The 16,276-nt window shown below is 32.7% G+C and carries 18 protein-coding genes; 8 read left to right on the forward strand and 10 right to left on the reverse strand.

Annotated elements, in window-relative coordinates; genetic code table 11:
* Positions 1 to 312 precede the first annotated feature (312 nt).
* The 3 genes from LO744_RS18050 to ruvX form a co-directional block, all read right to left on the reverse strand.
* Positions 313 to 861: a DUF5606 family protein gene (locus tag LO744_RS18050; RefSeq protein WP_230671879.1), complete on the reverse strand. Its 549-nt coding sequence runs from the start codon at positions 859 to 861 to the stop codon at positions 313 to 315.
* A gap of 67 nt (positions 862 to 928) precedes the next feature.
* Complete coding sequence (gene def / locus LO744_RS18055) at positions 929 to 1,501, reverse strand: peptide deformylase (RefSeq protein ID WP_230671881.1); 573 nt, start codon at positions 1,499 to 1,501, stop codon at positions 929 to 931.
* Positions 1,498 to 1,914 (reverse strand): Holliday junction resolvase RuvX, encoded by a 417-nt coding sequence (gene ruvX / locus LO744_RS18060; protein WP_230671883.1) that lies wholly within the window; start codon positions 1,912 to 1,914, stop codon positions 1,498 to 1,500. Before ruvX ends, def begins: the two co-directional genes overlap by 4 nt.
* A 115-nt stretch (positions 1,915 to 2,029) precedes the next feature.
* Between ruvX and LO744_RS18065 the strand changes: the two genes are divergently transcribed.
* The 3 genes from LO744_RS18065 to LO744_RS18075 all read left to right on the forward strand — a co-directional run bounded on the left by LO744_RS18065 (position 2,030) and on the right by LO744_RS18075 (position 4,661).
* Positions 2,030 to 2,506, forward strand: coding sequence for a SixA phosphatase family protein (locus LO744_RS18065; RefSeq protein ID WP_230671885.1), 477 nt, complete (start codon positions 2,030 to 2,032; stop codon positions 2,504 to 2,506).
* Complete coding sequence (locus LO744_RS18070) at positions 2,487 to 3,377, forward strand: archaemetzincin (protein WP_230671887.1); 891 nt, start codon at positions 2,487 to 2,489, stop codon at positions 3,375 to 3,377. Before LO744_RS18065 ends, LO744_RS18070 begins: the two co-directional genes overlap by 20 nt.
* A gap of 228 nt (positions 3,378 to 3,605) precedes the next feature.
* On the forward strand, positions 3,606 to 4,661 hold the full coding sequence (locus LO744_RS18075) for a Vgb family protein (protein WP_230671889.1): 1,056 nt from the start codon (positions 3,606 to 3,608) through the stop codon (positions 4,659 to 4,661).
* A 67-nt stretch (positions 4,662 to 4,728) separates the two neighbouring features.
* Here the strand turns inward: LO744_RS18075 and LO744_RS18080 are convergent, their stop codons facing one another.
* The gene (locus LO744_RS18080; RefSeq protein WP_230671891.1) at positions 4,729 to 6,270 is read right to left on the reverse strand and encodes a serine hydrolase; all 1,542 of its coding nucleotides are present in this window, start codon (positions 6,268 to 6,270) and stop codon (positions 4,729 to 4,731) included.
* Between the two features lie 148 nt (positions 6,271 to 6,418).
* On the opposite strand from LO744_RS18080, the gene LO744_RS18085 reads away from it, so the two are divergent.
* The 5 genes from LO744_RS18085 (at position 6,419) to LO744_RS18105 (ending at position 9,365) form a co-directional block, all read left to right on the forward strand.
* Positions 6,419 to 6,868, forward strand: coding sequence for a hypothetical protein (locus tag LO744_RS18085; protein ID WP_230671893.1), 450 nt, complete (start codon positions 6,419 to 6,421; stop codon positions 6,866 to 6,868).
* Positions 6,869 to 7,366, forward strand: a complete 498-nt coding sequence (locus LO744_RS18090; RefSeq protein ID WP_230671895.1) for a metallophosphoesterase family protein — start codon at positions 6,869 to 6,871, stop codon at positions 7,364 to 7,366.
* Between the two features lie 99 nt (positions 7,367 to 7,465).
* Entirely contained in the window at positions 7,466 to 7,960 is a 495-nt protein-coding gene (locus LO744_RS18095) for a Smr/MutS family protein (RefSeq protein ID WP_230671897.1), read from the forward strand.
* Between the two features lie 18 nt (positions 7,961 to 7,978).
* Positions 7,979 to 8,695 (forward strand): DUF3822 family protein, encoded by a 717-nt coding sequence (locus tag LO744_RS18100; RefSeq protein WP_230671900.1) that lies wholly within the window; start codon positions 7,979 to 7,981, stop codon positions 8,693 to 8,695.
* A gap of 70 nt (positions 8,696 to 8,765) precedes the next feature.
* Positions 8,766 to 9,365, forward strand: a complete 600-nt coding sequence (locus tag LO744_RS18105; protein WP_230671902.1) for an RsmD family RNA methyltransferase — start codon at positions 8,766 to 8,768, stop codon at positions 9,363 to 9,365.
* 32 nt (positions 9,366 to 9,397) lie between these two features.
* Here LO744_RS18105 and murI read toward each other — a convergent pair whose 3' ends face one another.
* The 6 genes from murI to LO744_RS18135 all read right to left on the reverse strand — a co-directional run bounded on the left by murI (position 9,398) and on the right by LO744_RS18135 (position 16,265).
* Positions 9,398 to 10,228, reverse strand: coding sequence for a glutamate racemase (murI, locus tag LO744_RS18110; RefSeq protein ID WP_230671905.1), 831 nt, complete (start codon positions 10,226 to 10,228; stop codon positions 9,398 to 9,400).
* A 47-nt stretch (positions 10,229 to 10,275) separates the two neighbouring features.
* Positions 10,276 to 11,868 (reverse strand): DUF4139 domain-containing protein, encoded by a 1,593-nt coding sequence (locus LO744_RS18115; protein ID WP_230671907.1) that lies wholly within the window; start codon positions 11,866 to 11,868, stop codon positions 10,276 to 10,278.
* 40 nt (positions 11,869 to 11,908) lie between these two features.
* Positions 11,909 to 13,033: a radical SAM family heme chaperone HemW gene (gene hemW, locus LO744_RS18120; protein WP_230671909.1), complete on the reverse strand. Its 1,125-nt coding sequence runs from the start codon at positions 13,031 to 13,033 to the stop codon at positions 11,909 to 11,911.
* Positions 13,034 to 13,084: 51 nt separating this feature from the next.
* Entirely contained in the window at positions 13,085 to 14,035 is a 951-nt protein-coding gene (locus LO744_RS18125) for a PorP/SprF family type IX secretion system membrane protein (RefSeq protein WP_230671911.1), read from the reverse strand.
* A 51-nt stretch (positions 14,036 to 14,086) separates the two neighbouring features.
* On the reverse strand, positions 14,087 to 15,154 hold the full coding sequence (locus LO744_RS18130; protein WP_230671914.1) for an RluA family pseudouridine synthase: 1,068 nt from the start codon (positions 15,152 to 15,154) through the stop codon (positions 14,087 to 14,089).
* Positions 15,155 to 15,224: 70 nt separating this feature from the next.
* Positions 15,225 to 16,265 (reverse strand): PASTA domain-containing protein, encoded by a 1,041-nt coding sequence (locus LO744_RS18135; protein WP_230671916.1) that lies wholly within the window; start codon positions 16,263 to 16,265, stop codon positions 15,225 to 15,227.
* Positions 16,266 to 16,276: the final 11 nt, after the last annotated feature.

The following is a 16,276-nucleotide window of genomic DNA, read 5'->3' on the forward strand; positions in this document are numbered from 1 at the left end:
TAAGAAATGAATATTTAATTTTTTTAACGCAAAGATTTATTTTTCTTCATGTTTTACTTTAAGGTGGCAAAGAAGCATCAATGAATTGATTTGATAAAGCTCATGCAGATTCCAAGCTTAATCGACTTGTTCGATAATCTTTGCTCCTTAAAATCAAGATTTTTTTAAATAAAATCTTTGCGTGATAAAAACAGTATAGCCTTAAAAACAGTAAAATAAAAACTTTTGCGCCTTTGCGATTAACTAAAAAAGTTTAAAACAAAAAACCTTGTCATTACTGACAAGGTTTTCTATTAATTAAGATAAACTAAATTATCCCATTTTTCTGTGTGTACTTTTCGTCGCTGCTTTAGCTCCTGTACTTGCTTTTACTTTTGGAGTTGCTGGCTTGTCTGCTTTAAGAGCTGCCTTTTTTGGAGCTTCTTTTTCAATACTCGCCTCACCTTCTTCAGTTTCAGCTTCTGCTTTTACAAAACCTTCAGGAGTGATGTATCCAGCTTTGTGAAGAATGTTGTACCACTGAGCCAATTTCTTAATATCAGAATTGTAAACTCTGTCTGTATCATAGTTTGGAAGCGATGCAGCCATAAAATCAGCTAATTCTGCTTCTGAAGATTTATGATTGATGGTTTCTTTGTAATCGTAGTTTTTAGCGATATTTTCAAAAACTTCAAACAAAGGAACTTCTTTATCAAAAGTAAACATTGCAATATTATCCAACAAGCTCACTTGGCTTGAGTTCCCGATGCTTACTTTCTTTTTGGTAGTAACTTCTTCAATGATAAATCCGTTTTTCAACTGCGATACCAATTTGTAAAGACCTGGTTTCCCAGAGATCGAAATTATTTTTTCTAACAGCATAATTTTATTTTTTTAATTTCAGTAAAAGCTATAACGCTTTTTATAATAGTATATTTCTTAGTTTAAATTATTTTGGAAACCTCATTTTGTAGCTAATAGACACGTCTCCTTGCGTAATTTTTGTAAGTTTCCCTTTTACCAGCTTTTTCTTCAGCGCGCTAAGATGATCGGTAAAAAGTGTTCCTTCAATATGATCATATTCGTGCTGAATTACGCGGGCTCTAATATCGGAAAAAGTTTCGGTATGCTTCACAAAATTTTCGTCATAATATTCGATTAAGATTGTGCTCTTTCTTTTCACATCTTCTCTCACATCAGGAATAGAAAGACAGCCTTCGTTAAACTTCCATTCTTCGCCAGATTCTTCGAGAATTTCGGCGTTGATGAAAACTTTTTTAAAGTCTTTCAACTCTTCAGCAATATCTTCGTAATCCTCATCTTCTGCCAAAGGCGTAACATCTACGATGAAAAGTCTTAAATCTAAACCAATCTGAGGCGCCGCCAAACCAATACCGTTTGCTTCGTACATGGTTTCAAACATATTATCGATTAGTTGTTGCAAATCCGGATAATTTTCATCTATCTCTTTTCCTGTTTTTCTCAATACAGGATCTCCAAAAGCTCTAATTGGTAAAATCATCTTGTTCTTTGTTCTAAAAAATTCTGCAATATGATGGTTGCACTTACTTTATCTATTAATCCTTTTTGTTGTCTTTGTTTTTTACTTTTTCCACTTTGAGAAATAAAAAACGAAGCCATTTTTGAAGTAAACCTTTCATCTAAACGATGAACTTCAATCTGCGGAAATTCTTTTTTAAAATTTTCTATAAACTTTAAAATATCAGTTTCCACTTCTGAAATATTTCCCTTCAAATCTATGGGAAGACCTACTACCATTGCTTCAACACTGTTTTCAACAACATATTTTTTTAAAAAATCTATCAAAAAACGAGTTTCCACGGTATCTAGACCACTGGCAATAATTTTCATATCATCGGTTGCAGCAACGCCACAACGCGCTTTTCCGTAGTCTATAGAAATAATTTGTCCCATAAGTCTGCAAATTTAAGAAATTTTACTCATTTTATTCGCAACACAGTTTTTTTTATAAATCATGTTTTTTATACGTTAATTTTTGTTTAATTTTATCTTATCCAAACTCAAGACAATGAAGCAACTCATCCTCGTAAGACATGCAAAAAGTGACTGGCCAGAAGAAACCAGTGACTTCGACAGGCCATTGGCAGACAAAGGTTTGCTGGATGCTCTGAAAATGTCTAAATTTTTAAAAAGCAATAATATCGGCATTGATTATCTTATTTCAAGCCCTGCAGTAAGAGCTTTATCTACCTGCAAAATTTTTAATCAAACCTATAATCTAAATTTTGGAACTAACGAAAAACTCTACAACCCTTCCGAAAGTAATTTTGAGTCTGTGATTTATGATTTAAATGATGAGGTAAATTCGGTAGCGTTTTTCTCACACAATAATGGCATCTCAAATTTTGCCAATTCTATTTCTGAGGATATTTTCCATTTCCCGACTTGTGGCGTAGCTGGTTTTCAAATTGAATGTGATTCTTGGTCACAGTTTGACGGAGCTAATAAAAAACTCCTCTTCTTTTATGAACCCAGCAAAATTTAATTTAACCTTAAATTTAATTTATTTACCTTTTTTCATCTTTCTTTTCTCATGCCAAAAGAAAGAATTGTCTTATTATGAAAAGATTGCCTTCAATGACGAAGGATTAAAAAATCCTACACAAGAAGAATGGAGATACAATAACAAAGAGCATAATCAGACATTTCAGGACTTTGAAAGAGTAAAAAAAATAAAACCAAAAGCAGGAAAGAACACAATATATCTTCAGCCCATCGGTGAATTTAATATCCTGCAGAAAAAACAAATTGGGCTAACAAAACAATATTTAGCCAAATACTTTCAGTTGGAAACTAAAATCCTGCCTATTTTATCAAATACTATTTTTCCAAAATCGGCTAAAAGAATTAGAAACAATAGCCAGGAACAGATTTTAGCAACTTATGTTTTAGACAGCATTTTAGTAAAGAATAAGCCTAAAGATGCAATTGTTTTAATGGGAATTACAGAAAAAGACCTTTTTCCCAGCCCTCAATGGAACTATGTGTTTGGACTTGCTTCCTATGAAAAAGGAGTTGGTGTTACCTCAATGTTCCGATTTTATGATGGAAATTTAACGGAATCAAATTTTAATAAAAGTCTTGAAAGATTATTAAAAATAAGTTCACACGAAATTGGTCATATGTTTGGAATAAGCCATTGCCTGAATGCAAATTGTGTAATGAATGGAACCAACAATCTTACCGAGACAGACTCTCATTTTGCAAGAGCATGCTCTCTTTGTCAACAAAAATTGAATTCTAGTCTGAAATATGACAATCAAAAACGTTTGATTGATTTAAAAGATTTCTTTGAAACGCAAAATCTTAATCGTGAATTTGTAAGAGCAGAAACAGATTTTAAAAATTTAAAATAGATTTTTAATACAATTCATTTTCTATCCAAAAAAAAAGGGATGGAAACAAAAACCATTTGAGTTTTATCTAATATTTTTTCAAGAAACTGATTAATAACAGCACTTTTATGTTGTTATTTCTTTTTGTTTTAATGCAACCGAATGCACATTTTTTCATAGTGAATAAAACAATTAGTTTTGTTTAAATTTTATTTATTCTAAATAAAAGTAATTTAAAAATGTATTATTATGCACAGACAGATTTATTTATTGGTTGCTTTCTTATTATTGGGAAGCAAAGTTTATTCTCAAGCTTCAATAAGCGTATTTCAGGACAATTTAACCACTCCAAACCCAATGATTACTGATGGTAATGACTTGTATGTTGGTTATTATTATTCGGATAAAGTTGTAAAATTTGACCTTACAAATCCCAATACCCCACCAGTTGATGTCGTAAGTGGCGTAAACAGACCGTACGGATTAGCTATAAAAGATAACAAACTTTATATTTCAGAATTCGGAGGTAATAAAATCTCTAAAATTGACCTTTCAAACACTGGTATTGCTCCTGAAACCGTAATATCAAACGTAGACAGCCCTATTGGTCTTGAGTTTATCGGAAATGATTTGTACATCGCCCTTGAAGGAGCCAACAAAGTTGCCAAAATAGATGTTACCCAAGCTTCACCACAATTAATAGATGTTACCAACGCAGAAAACCCATTTGAAATTGAGGTCATAGACAATCAACTATACATTACCGAAAGATTTGTAGGCAGAGTTGTAAAATTTGACATGAGTAACACTTCTGCAGCAAACGTAGTAGTAGCTCAAGGATTAAGTTATCCTTCAGGTCTTGCATCAGATGGAAAACAATTGTTTATCGCTGAAGCTGGAGCTTCAAAAATTTCAAAAATAAGTATTTCTACCGCTAACCCGACAGTGTCTGACGCAGTAACTTCTAGCTTATTGAGTTATCCTTCAGGATTATTAATGCATAATAACATCCTGTATATTACAGATTTCTTTGCCAGCGCAATATATAAAGTCGATTTAGCTACTTTAGCTGTTTCAGAGCTAAATACAAATGGTAATAAAAGCTTGAAAGTTTATCCTAATCCTGCGACTGAAAAGTTAAATATTTACAATGCGCCGTCAAAAGAATACAAAATATTTGATATGACGGGTAGAGTAATAAATTCAGGAGTATTAGAAAGAAATTCCATCAACGTAAGTCAGCTTTCTTCAGGAAATTATATTCTAAAAACAGGAGAAATGACCACTAAGTTTATAAAAAAATAATTTTGATTTCAATAAAAAACAACAAAGAGGCTGCGAAAACAGCCTCTTTGTCATATCCTTTAATCAATTATTTTCTTTTCAAATCTAAATCATCAAAATCAAAACTAAAATCTGTAACATCAGAAATCGCTTTCATTTTTGCCGATTCTGCTTTTCCGTTTTCATCATAACTAAAAATAAGATAGGCGTCTGCATCATAACTTCTGTCGTCCCATTTGATAATAAAGGTATTGTTTGAAAAAGGAAGTAATTCACCTTTCAGTCTTGGAGAGTTTTTACAAGAAATTCTGTAAATGTTTCCTTGCTGAGCAACTTCAACATCACCAAACCATTGGTCATTATATTTCCCTACAAATTGTTCGGCTTTTGGCTGAAGGTTTTTTTCTTTTTTAAATGCATCCGATTTTGCGAAAGCTTCTTTCTTTTGTTTGTTATATTCCGCTTCAACTTTCTGCATTCTGTCACCGTAATTTTTTAACCAGTTTCTGTCGGCAATTCCTAAATAAGAATCTTTCACGGTATTAGTAATCGTATTGAAAGCTGCGCCAGATTGTTGATTTGTCAACACAACAATTCCTAATTTCATATCCGGAATTAAAGTAAATTGTGTTACCGTTCCAATTAATCCACCGGTATGTTGTACTTGTTTATGACCTTTTACATCACTTAAAAACCATCCTAAACCATAACCGTAAAAACTTGTATCGTAAGGGTTTTTCATCGCAACTCTATCCGGAATCTGTAAACTCCAAAGCTGCTGAATATTTTTATCTGAAACTAATTTTTTGCCCTCTTTGGTTGTGAATCCATTTAAAAGAAACTCTGCCCATGTCGTCATGTCTTTAATGTTACTCATAATTCCACCTGCAGCATTTCCTGTTTCGTTCCAATCGTGAGGAACTGCGATTGCTTTTCCATCAACGGGAGCATGAGCATCAATTTTATTAGCAACTGCTTTTGCTCTGTTGTAACTTCCGAAACTTGAATTCATCCCGACAGGTTTCATAATTCTTTGTTCTATAAAATCTGCCCAGCTCAATCCTGAAATTCTGGTAATTACTTCTCCGGCAACAATAAACATGATATTATTATAGTCTAAAGTTGTACGGAAAGAATTTTCGGGCTTTAAATATCTTACATTATGCACAATATCATTCACCGTAAGATTTCCGCCTTCAGGAAAAAACATTAAATCACCTTGCCCTAAGCCTAAACCGGCTCTGTGCGTAATCAAATCTTTGATGGTAACATTTTGAGAAACGTACGGGTCATACATTTGAAATTCAGGAATATATTTTGACACTTTATCGTCCCAGTTCACCTTTCCTTCATCTGCTAAAATTGCCAAAGCAACACAAGTAAAAGCTTTAGAATTAGAGGCAATTCCCACCAAAGTTGTATCATCCATTGGCTGCTTAGTCGTTAATGAACGTACTCCAAAACCTTTAGAGTAAATCATTTTTCCGTCTTTGATAACTCCAACAGACATTCCCGGAACGTCGAAGGTTTTTAATGTACTTTGAATAAGCTCGTCTAATTTTTTCTCTTCAACCTGTGCAAAAGAGATGAAAGAAACTAAAAGAAAGAATAAAGAAAAATTATGCTTCATTATTTAAAATTTTCCCCAAATTTAGTCAATTCAGCATAATTAATTTCTCATTTCATCAATACTTAAATTTTAATAAAAATAAATTGCTTCTATAAAAAACTTATTATAACAATTAGCATTTTTATATTTGCAAAAAATAACCATTAAAATGATGACAAAAAAATTATTACTATTCTCATTATTAGTATTAAGCTTTAATTTTTACTTTACTCAGGAAGTCGAGATTAAAGATGATAAAGTTTTGCTTGATGGAAAACAAATTTTGAAAGCAGAAAAAATCAATATGGTAGAATATTCATTTTACAATTTAAAAAGTGACGATGAAATATTGCTTTACAGGCAGATGGATAATGAAACAGCAAGATATCAAGACGATGATTATTATGTACTGAATTTTCTGACCGAAAAAGTAAAAGTAGAATCTAATGATTTTTATAAAATTGCAAGTTTCATGAATTCTAAAAAGTCTATGGAAAAACTTATAAAATGGCTTTTAAAAGAAAAAGTACTTACCAATGATGGGGAATTGAATCCTGACCGTCTTGCAATTTTCAAAGAGAAATACGACCAAAATATTACCGAAAGAACAATAAGATAAATGACCAAAATACTCCTCCTCTCCGATTCCCATTCTTATATTGATGACCGAATTTTAGATTATGCAAAACAGGCTGATGAAATTTGGCACTGCGGAGATTTTGGAAGTTTTGAAATCATTGAGCAACTCGAGAAAATAAAACCTTTAAAAGGAGTTTGGGGAAACATTGATAATGCGAAAATCCGTTCTGAATTTCCTGAGGTGAATCGTTTTTTTTGTGAGAAAGTTGAGGTTTTAATGATTCACATTGGTGGTTATCCCGGAAAATATACTCCTTTAGCCAAGAAAGAGATTTCAGAAAAAGCTCCAAAATTATTTATTTCTGGGCATTCTCATATTTTGAAAGCGATGTATGATGATAAAAATAAATTATTACATCTAAATCCTGGAGCATGCGGAAAACAGGGATGGCATAAAATGAGAACGATGATGCAGTTTGTCATTGATGGTGAAGAGATAAAAGATTTGGCAGTAATAGAATTAGGTCCAAAAGTTTAATTTTGAAACATAGATATCGCTAATAATTTTCACTCATAACACTAAAAAATTTGTGAAAACTTGTGCTAAAAATATGTGTAGATTAGTGTTTATAATATTATGAAAATAGGTGATAAAGTTTCGGTGGTAGATGAAGATTTAAGTGGAGTGATTACTTCAACGAAAGGAAATATCGTGGTCTTCAAGGATGAATATGGATTTACTTATCAATATTCAAAAGAAAAATTGGTGCCGAAAAATGCTGAAATGTATGAAAATATTAAAATCATAAAAAAAGCAGAACCGAAAAAAATAGTTTCTAAAAAGCATGATAAAAATCCTCTAATTCTAGATTTGCATTTTGAAAATCTGGTTAGAAACCCTTACGATTACGATAGTTTCGAAAGATTATTTCTTCAGAAAGAAAAATTAATTCAAACCATCAGTTTTTGCAGAAAAAATCATCTTAAAAGGCTCGAAATTGTACACGGAATTGGTGACGGTACTTTGCAGCGCATGGTTTTTGACGTTCTTGAAAGTCAAACAGGTCTGGATTTTTACAATAAGGAAATACTTCATCATCAATCGGGTGCGGTAATGGTAGAATTTCACTAAATTTGCAACAATTGTAATATGAGCATACTAAATTTACTTTTTACCAAAGACGGACTCATCTACCAAATCATCAAAAACAAAAGTGTTTTGGAGGAAAAGTCTTATTTCGTAGATGAAGAATCTCCGAAAGATTTTATCGTAGGAAAGCTGGAAGATATCTTAATTAAACAAAGATATGACGAAGTTTCTGTGGTCTCTGCACTGAATCATTTCACATTAATGCCTGAGGGTTTTGAAGGTCATGATTCTGGATATGACCTCATTGCTTTTAATGCGCCTGTAGATAAAGAAAATGAAGAACTGATGCTTTCTGTAAACAAAAAGTTTAAGCTACAGTTTTATTACACCTTTCCCCGAGAATTTTATCAGAAAATAAAGGACCTTTCAATCCCAATAAAATTTAATTTTTCGGGAGAAAAGTTTTTAAATTCGATTAATAACAAGAATAATAAAGAAATTCACATCAATCTTTATCACAATCAATGCGAGTTTTTTGCGATTTCGAATAAAAAAATCATTTTATACAACAACCTGGATGTCAATTCAGACGTAGATTTTCTTTATTTTGTAATGTTTACCTTAAGTAAAATAGGTTTCGGAATCAACGATACCAATTTTTATGTATATGGCGAAACTACAGAAAACGAAACATTTATTTCAGAACTTCAAAAATTTGTAAAGAACCTTAAAGTTGTTTACGATAATGTCCCGAATAAGAATTTCATATTAAATTAGGTTGCAGGATGCAGATTTTAGCTCGTAGCAATAACTGCCGCCTTTTACCTAAAACCTAAAACCTAAAAAAATGTACAGAATAATTTCCGGTAAATGGAAAGCCAAAAAAATAGCCGCTCCCAAAAATTTTGATGTAAGACCAACCACTGACTTTGCTAAAGAAGCTCTTTTCAGTATTTTGGAAAACACCTACGACATGCAGTCGATTTCCGTTCTTGACCTTTTCGCAGGAATTGGCTCTATTACTTTTGAATTTGGATCAAGAGGTTGCCAAGATATCACTTCGGTAGAGCTGAATCCTAAACACACTTCATTTATCAACTCAGTAGCGTCAGAGCTAGATCTAAGCTTGCAAGTGCGCACGCAACGTGGTGATGTTTTTGATTGGCTGAAAAAATTTAGAAATAACAAATCTTACGAGATAGTTTTCGCTGATGCTCCTTTTGAAACCGAAGAAAAAAAATACAATGACTTGCTTTCTTTAGTTTTAAACAATAAATACCTGAAACCCAACGGAATTCTTATTGTAGAGCACCAAAGTAAACTAAAACTAGATCATCCGAATTATAAATTCACCAGAAAATACGGAAATGTTAGCTTTAGTTTTTTCGGACCTAATGAAGAAGCAGAAATCGAAACAGAAGCAGAAATCAACGATACTACAGAATAAACAAAAAAAGACTCAAATTGAGTCTTTTTTTGTTATAATACTTTCAGTTCTAAGTCTATTGTTTTACCAAAGAACTTTTTAGAGATCTTCTCGAAATTTTTGGTAATATCCGAAAGGTAAAATTTGTAATTCGGTTTCGGATTATTTTCGTTTAAAAGATGGTATTTATCTAAAATAATCGTCAAATGATTCGCTACAATATTCGGTGAATCAATCACCCGAACACGATTGCCGTAGTATTGCTTAATCTCATCAATCAAAAGCGGATAATGGGTACAACCGAGAATCAGCGTTTCAATATTTTTCAATTTGGCATTGCTCAGATAATTGTAAATAATAGAATGTGTAATCGGATGATTTTTGAATCCCTCTTCAATCGCAGGAACCAAGAGTGGAGTCGCCAATTCATCTACTTTAATAAACTTATTGTGCTTTCGGATGCTTTTTTTATACAGACCCGAATTTACAGTAGCTTTCGTTGCGATCACCCCTACATTATTATGAATTTCGTAAGACACTTTTTCAGCAACCGGGTTAATAACATCAATCACAGGAACTTTTCCGGCAACCGACAACATTACTTCCTTCAATGCATTTGCTGTAGCTGTATTACAGGCAATTACAATCGCTTTACAGTTTTGCTCTAAAAGGAAATTAGAAATTTTCGTAGAATATTCTATAATCGCTTCTTTTGATTTTTCACCGTAAGGAAGATGCTTTGTGTCTCCGAAATAAATAAGGTCTTCATTAGGAAGAAGTCTTTTTATTTCTTTAGCAACCGTTAAACCTCCCACTCCGCTATCAAAAATTCCGATAGGTTGTTTTGGCGAAAGATGCGAATAGTTTTGTTTTTTAGTTTTCAAAAGCTTTGAAATTTAATGCAAAAATAGTGAATAGAATTGTAAACTAATTAAAGATTACTAATCGAAAAATCTTTTGGATATCTTACTTTATAACTTACTCTGAATTTTTTTGTTTCTGATGGAGAAATTTTGGTATCCCAAGTTAAATATCCTTTTTCTTTATCGATTTCTGCATTACCTGTCTGCAACAATTCTATCTTTACACTTTCATCTTTACTTAATGGAAACTGATCTTTTACCTCAATATCAATCGCATCTTTTTTATTATTTCTAACAACAATATCATAAGTAATTGTTTTTTCCTGATAAGATGAAAAGAGTTTCACATTAGATTTGTCATCAATTACTTCTTTACGAACACTGATTTTCTTGTCATCTCCAAGTGTAATATTCAACTCATCCGTAGTTTGATTAGGTTTGATTGTAGTTTCACCAATGTACATATTTTCAAAAACAATATTTGCAGGAGCAGAAATCAAGTCATACTTATTGAAATCTTTTATTTTAGCAATCAAAAAGGCATCAGTATTAGATTTTGGAGCAACAAAATATTTATAATTTACAGGAATTTTCGTCTGTTTCAGATTAATAAAATTTTCCTGATTATTTGATAGAATATCATAAGGCACATCAACATCAAAACTAATATTAAATTGATTTTCAATAGATCTGAAAGCCATGCCAACAACTACAACCTCTTCAATTTCTTTTACACTAGCAGTATCACTTCTACTGCTGTATGAACGTGCAGAAACTGGTTCTTCTTGTTTATATGATTCTAAAAACCATGGTTTCACAACCGGAGCAGTATTATTTCTACTAGATCTTCCGTTAATCAAAGATAATTTTACAGCTTTCCAGTCTAAACCAGTATTTTGTCTCACTTTCGCTTTAAAAATAACATCCAGAGGTTCTGTAATTTTATTGCCTTTTACTTCATAAAACGGATCCCAATAAGCATTCTCAGCCAAATAATTGATATCAGCTTTTACATTAACTGCAACAGCACTCATTAATTTAATGATAATAACTCCATCTGCCGAAGCTTCTTCTTGTTCAGAATTAATTCTTAAACTACTTCTTAGTCTGTTAAGCTTTTTTTGAAGATTATTATTACTTTTATTGATAACAGACAATGCCGTACTTATTTCTACTCTCTTCGTTTTATAATATTCTGTAAGCTGCATCAATTGGGCAACACTTGAAGTATTACTTCCTACTAAAACGGTTTGATTTTTATCTAAAAGCTCTAATGTTTTATTATTTGCTTCCAGCTCAATATTCGATTTAAAAAGAAGATCTTCAACCAATGTAATGCTATCTGTAACTTTCTTGATGCGTGGATTGGTTTTATCCATATCGTATTCAGAAACATAGCTATCCGTAAATTGTACTGAAAGAATATTTACATTTTTATTATTGATACTTACCTGTAAAGATTTTTCAATCATTTCGTCTGAAAGATTGGTGATTACAACTTCCGAAGTACCAACTGGCAACGAAAAAGTAGCCGAATTCTGTAATTCTGCAGAATTCCTGTAAACGTTTACAGCATTTACTTTAGCCTTTGCAAAAATTGGTTTTTGTGAATAATGCAGTACTCCAAAAAAGAAAAACAGAAGAAATAGATTTTTTCCCATCGCAATGATAATTTATTTCAAATATACATTTTTGTTGCTACTAAATAAGAAATAAATCCGAAGCAATTCCGTCTGCCATAAACCAATGTTTTTCAGGAATTTTAAGATGATTATTTTCAATCTTTAAAATACCATCTTCAATTTTATTTTTAATTGCTTTATTAAACTTATCTAAAATATTTTCAGAAAACTTTTGATTTAAACTTGCTAAATCTACGCCCCAAATCGTTCTTAAACCAATCATAATCATTTCATTGAATTGGTCATTTTGAGACAGAATTTCGGTTTCTTTAGCTAAAGTATTTGAACTTAATTTCTTAATATATTGTTGGTTGTTGGCAACATTCCAGCTTCGCACATCATTTCCGTTGTAAGAATGTGCAGAAGGGCCAATACCCAAATATTCCTGGTATTTCCAATATGCCGAATTGTGTCTTGAATAAAATCCTTCTTTTGCAAAATTGGAAACTTCATAATGATTAAAACCGTGATCTTTCAGAAAATCGATCATGTAATAAAACTCACGATTTTGCTCTTCTTCTTTAGGGTTTGAAACTTTCCCTTTTGAAATCCAGTTTTCTAAAGCTGTTTTGGGCTCTACCGTTAAAGCATAAGATGAAATATGTGGAATTTCGAGCGCTATGGTTTTATTTAAATTTTGTTTCCAAATTTCTAAATTAGAAGTTGGCGAACCGTAAATTAAATCAATACTCAGGTTTTCAAACCCAAAATCTTGTGCTCTTTTAATTGAACCTTCCGCTTCTGAAGCATTATGAGCGCGATTCATCAGTTTTAAATCTTCATCAAAGAAACTTTGTGTTCCGATTGACAAACGATTAACGGGAGAAGTTGATAATCCTTTTAAAAATTGAGCGTTTAAATCATCTGGATTAGCTTCTAAAGTAATTTCAATATCATTATTAAAGTTGAAATGTTTTAAAACTTCATCAATTAAAGATTTTATTTCATCCGAAGAAAGCACAGAAGGAGTACCACCACCAAAGTAAAGGGATTGTAGGTTTTTATTATGAAGCTCATCTTTTCTGAGAAAAATTTCCTTTTTCATTGCATCCAGCATCTCATCTTTAAAATTCATAGATGTGGAAAAATGGAAATTACAGTAGCTGCATTTTTGTTTGCAGAAAGGGATGTGAATGTAAATCATAAAAAAAGCTCTGAAAAATTTCAGAGCTCAAATTTATTTAAATTAAATTGATTAATATCTAAATCCTCTATGATTAATAAAGTTATCGAAGTTATAACCAAGACCCAACATAAAGCTGTTTCCACCATACGTCTGAATATCAGACATTCCAAGGTTATAAGTCGCACCAATCATAAATTTGTTGAATCTCACTTTTACAATAGGAGAAATACTCAATTCCTGATTATCAAATCTGTTTTGAACCGCTCTATAGCTTACCCCAAAAGAGAATGCATTAATATCATTAGAGAATGTAGCCATCAAGTTGAAGTCTGTCATTCTTGTAGAGTTGGTATTTAAATTTACCAAAACTGAAGGCGTTAATGCAATATTATCTGCAAGTTTCCAATCGTATCCTAAGTTTAAGAAAAACTTGATTGGAGAAGGCTCGTAGTTATTTACAATAGATTCGTCATTGCTTAATGCAATATCATTAACTGAAACACCCCCGAAGATTCCTCTATAAGTAGCTGCTAAACCGAAGTTTGCATACGCCATAAAGATATTACTCTCGTTACCTTGTAACAATGGATCGTAACCATCTTCAGTATTAATTTTAGAATAATCAAAATTCATATTGTAAAAATTAACACTTGTACCAAAAGAAAACTGATCTTTTCTTTCCCCTTCACTACTTAGCGGGATAAAATAAGATGCACCAGCTGTAATACCTCCAGCTGAAATAGGACCATTGCTATCTCTGAACACGGAAAGACCCGCACCTACTCTATCAAAAATATTAGCATTAATCCCAACAGATTGCACGTTTGGAGACTCGCTGAATTTTGAAAATTGTTGTTGATAGTTTAGGTTAAGTTGTACGTAGTCTGTTTTACCGTATTGTGCAGGGTTGAACAGGAACTCACCATCCAAAAGATATTGTTGATAGTATGGTAGTGATTCTTGTGCTTTGTATGCATTCGACAAAAGAGCTAAACATACGATAGCATATAGTTTTCTCATAACAAATCTTGATTTCAATTCAACAAATATAAAAAAAATCTCAATATATTTTTAGTTTTCTAAATAATTTCTCCATTTTTTTACAGCATCCGTCATATCTTGGGGCATTGGGCTCTCAAAATACAATTCCTTTTTCGTCGTTGGATGTATAAATCCTAAAGTATGGGCGTGAAGGGCATGTCTGGGCAAAACATCGAATACATTTTTTATAAACTGCTTATACTTAGGGAGATTAACTCCTCTCAAAGCGATATTCCCTTCATATCTCTCGTCATTAAACAAAGTATGACCAATATGTTTAAAATGTGCTCTAATTTGATGCGTTCTTCCGGTTTCAAGCTTACATTCTACCCAAGTCATATATCTGAAACGCTCTAAAACCTTATAATGCGTTACCGCATGCTTTCCTTGGCTTCCGTCAACATAAGTGTGCATCTGCATCCTATTCTTAGGATGCCTTCCGATGTGCCCCGTAATAGTACCTTCCTCATCCTTCACATTTCCCCAGACAAATGCCCAATACAAACGTTTGGTCGTTCTTTCAAAAAATTGTTTCGCAAGGAAGCTTAAAGCATACTCTGTTTTGGCAATTACCAAAAGACCAGAAGTGTCTTTATCAATTCTATGAACTAATCCTACACGATCTAAATCTGATTTCTGACCATTTTTCTGAAAATGAAAAGCCAAGGCATTCACCAAAGTTTTGTCCCAATTTCCGAATCCAGGATGTACTACCATCCCAGGATCTTTGTCTACAACAATCAAATCATCATCTTCATATACAATATTAATAGGAATATCTTGCGGAACAATAAAGTTTTCGCGAGGTGGATGTGTCAGCAAAACCGAAATCTGATCTCCCGGTTTCACTCTATAATTTTGCTTTACAGGATTTCCGTTGACTACAACATTTCCGGCACGGCAAGTCTGTGAAATTTTGTTTCTTGAAGAGTTTTGTCTGAAATTAAATAAAAACTTATCTATTCTTAAAGGCTCTTGGTTACCATCAACCGTGATATTAAGATGCTCATAAAGACCTTTATTTTCATCATCAATATCTACACTGTTATTGGCATCTAAAAACTCTTCGTCTAAGAAATCCTCGTTGTCTTCTGTCATTGCTTTATCTATATAAAAGGCTTCAACATAATTAAAGTTGAAGCCTTATTTTTTTATATTAAATTAAAAATTAATTTATAATTACCTTTTTAGCTTTAGGCTTTTCTGTTGCAGGAGTTGTCGTAGATGCAGCAGGTTTTGGTTTATCTACCGTAGTTGTAGCTTTTGCTGAACTTACACTTGGTTTTGTAGTCTCAGCTTTAGGAGATTCCTTTTTCTGAGGCGCAGGAGCCGGAACTGGATCATTCACTGGCGGTGCATCCTGAAAATTCGGCACTTCATCATATCTCACCGGAGGCAAAGTAGTATCTACTTTCATTCGGTAAGTAGAGTTAAGTATTTCTATTTTACCACGCAATTCTGCAGGTGTTTTCTTACTCGCCCAGAGGTCAATCTGCATTCCTTGATCTCTCGCATCACCAGATGCTGGATCTTGATAATACACAATATCAGAATCATCATTTCCTCCATCTTCATGATCTACAAGACCTACTTCAAAAAGATTTCTTGCAATTAAAGCTTTCGCATCTTTCACCGTTAATCCTACAACATTTGGAATGGCAATATTTCGCATAGGGCCAGATCCTACCACAACGTCAATCACAGAGAATCTAGGGATTTTGGTTCCCGGCTTTATAGAATTTCCTTTAAATAAAATTCTTAAAACTGCATCTTTCTGAATGCTTGGTTCATAAATAGTGTCTGCCACCTTAAGACCTACCTGTTCTAGCCTTTGGAAAGCCAATCCCGAATATTTATTAATCACATCAGGAACTGCAACCGGAGCCCAGCTTTTAGGATTTACCATCAACTGAATAGCTCTTCCGTCTTTTACACGTGACCCAGGAGAAGGATAAACCTTCAGAACCTGAAGAGGTCTGTATTTAGGATTATAGGCTGCGCTGTCAACTTCATAGTCGAGTCCTGTGTCTTCTAATATTTTAACGGCGTCGTGCACAGATTTGTTGACAACATTAGGAACAGGAATTTCCTGCCCATGATTGGTGTGATACTCCAACCAACGGAAAGTAAGCCATACTAATAGTATAAAAACACCAATGGCTACTAATAAATTCAGTAAAACTTTCCAATTGAAAAGTGATTTAAGCATACTTAAAAATC

Source organism: Chryseobacterium turcicum, from assembly GCF_021010565.1.
Classification (GTDB): Bacteria; Bacteroidota; Bacteroidia; order Flavobacteriales; family Weeksellaceae; genus Chryseobacterium; species Chryseobacterium turcicum.

Bases quoted from the DNA above. Each gene is read 5' to 3' on its own strand.
- LO744_RS18080 (WP_230671891.1), bottom strand. From the start codon at position 6,270: ATGAAGCATAATTTTTCTTTATTCTTTCTTTTAGTTTCTTTCATCTCT.
- LO744_RS18075 (WP_230671889.1), top strand. From the start codon at position 3,606: ATGCACAGACAGATTTATTTATTGGTTGCTTTCTTATTATTGGGAAGC.
- LO744_RS18105 (WP_230671902.1), top strand. From the start codon at position 8,766: ATGTACAGAATAATTTCCGGTAAATGGAAAGCCAAAAAAATAGCCGCT.
- def (WP_230671881.1), bottom strand. From the start codon at position 1,501: ATGATTTTACCAATTAGAGCTTTTGGAGATCCTGTATTGAGAAAAACA.
- LO744_RS18085 (WP_230671893.1), top strand. From the start codon at position 6,419: ATGATGACAAAAAAATTATTACTATTCTCATTATTAGTATTAAGCTTT.
- LO744_RS18065 (WP_230671885.1), top strand. From the start codon at position 2,030: ATGAAGCAACTCATCCTCGTAAGACATGCAAAAAGTGACTGGCCAGAA.
- LO744_RS18135 (WP_230671916.1), bottom strand. From the start codon at position 16,265: ATGCTTAAATCACTTTTCAATTGGAAAGTTTTACTGAATTTATTAGTA.
- LO744_RS18050 (WP_230671879.1), bottom strand. From the start codon at position 861: ATGCTGTTAGAAAAAATAATTTCGATCTCTGGGAAACCAGGTCTTTAC.
- LO744_RS18090 (WP_230671895.1), top strand. From the start codon at position 6,869: ATGACCAAAATACTCCTCCTCTCCGATTCCCATTCTTATATTGATGAC.
- LO744_RS18100 (WP_230671900.1), top strand. From the start codon at position 7,979: ATGAGCATACTAAATTTACTTTTTACCAAAGACGGACTCATCTACCAA.
- LO744_RS18115 (WP_230671907.1), bottom strand. From the start codon at position 11,868: ATGGGAAAAAATCTATTTCTTCTGTTTTTCTTTTTTGGAGTACTGCAT.
- ruvX (WP_230671883.1), bottom strand. From the start codon at position 1,914: ATGGGACAAATTATTTCTATAGACTACGGAAAAGCGCGTTGTGGCGTT.
- LO744_RS18070 (WP_230671887.1), top strand. From the start codon at position 2,487: ATGAACCCAGCAAAATTTAATTTAACCTTAAATTTAATTTATTTACCT.
- LO744_RS18125 (WP_230671911.1), bottom strand. From the start codon at position 14,035: ATGAGAAAACTATATGCTATCGTATGTTTAGCTCTTTTGTCGAATGCA.
- LO744_RS18095 (WP_230671897.1), top strand. From the start codon at position 7,466: ATGAAAATAGGTGATAAAGTTTCGGTGGTAGATGAAGATTTAAGTGGA.
- hemW (WP_230671909.1), bottom strand. From the start codon at position 13,033: ATGATTTACATTCACATCCCTTTCTGCAAACAAAAATGCAGCTACTGT.
- LO744_RS18130 (WP_230671914.1), bottom strand. From the start codon at position 15,154: ATGACAGAAGACAACGAGGATTTCTTAGACGAAGAGTTTTTAGATGCC.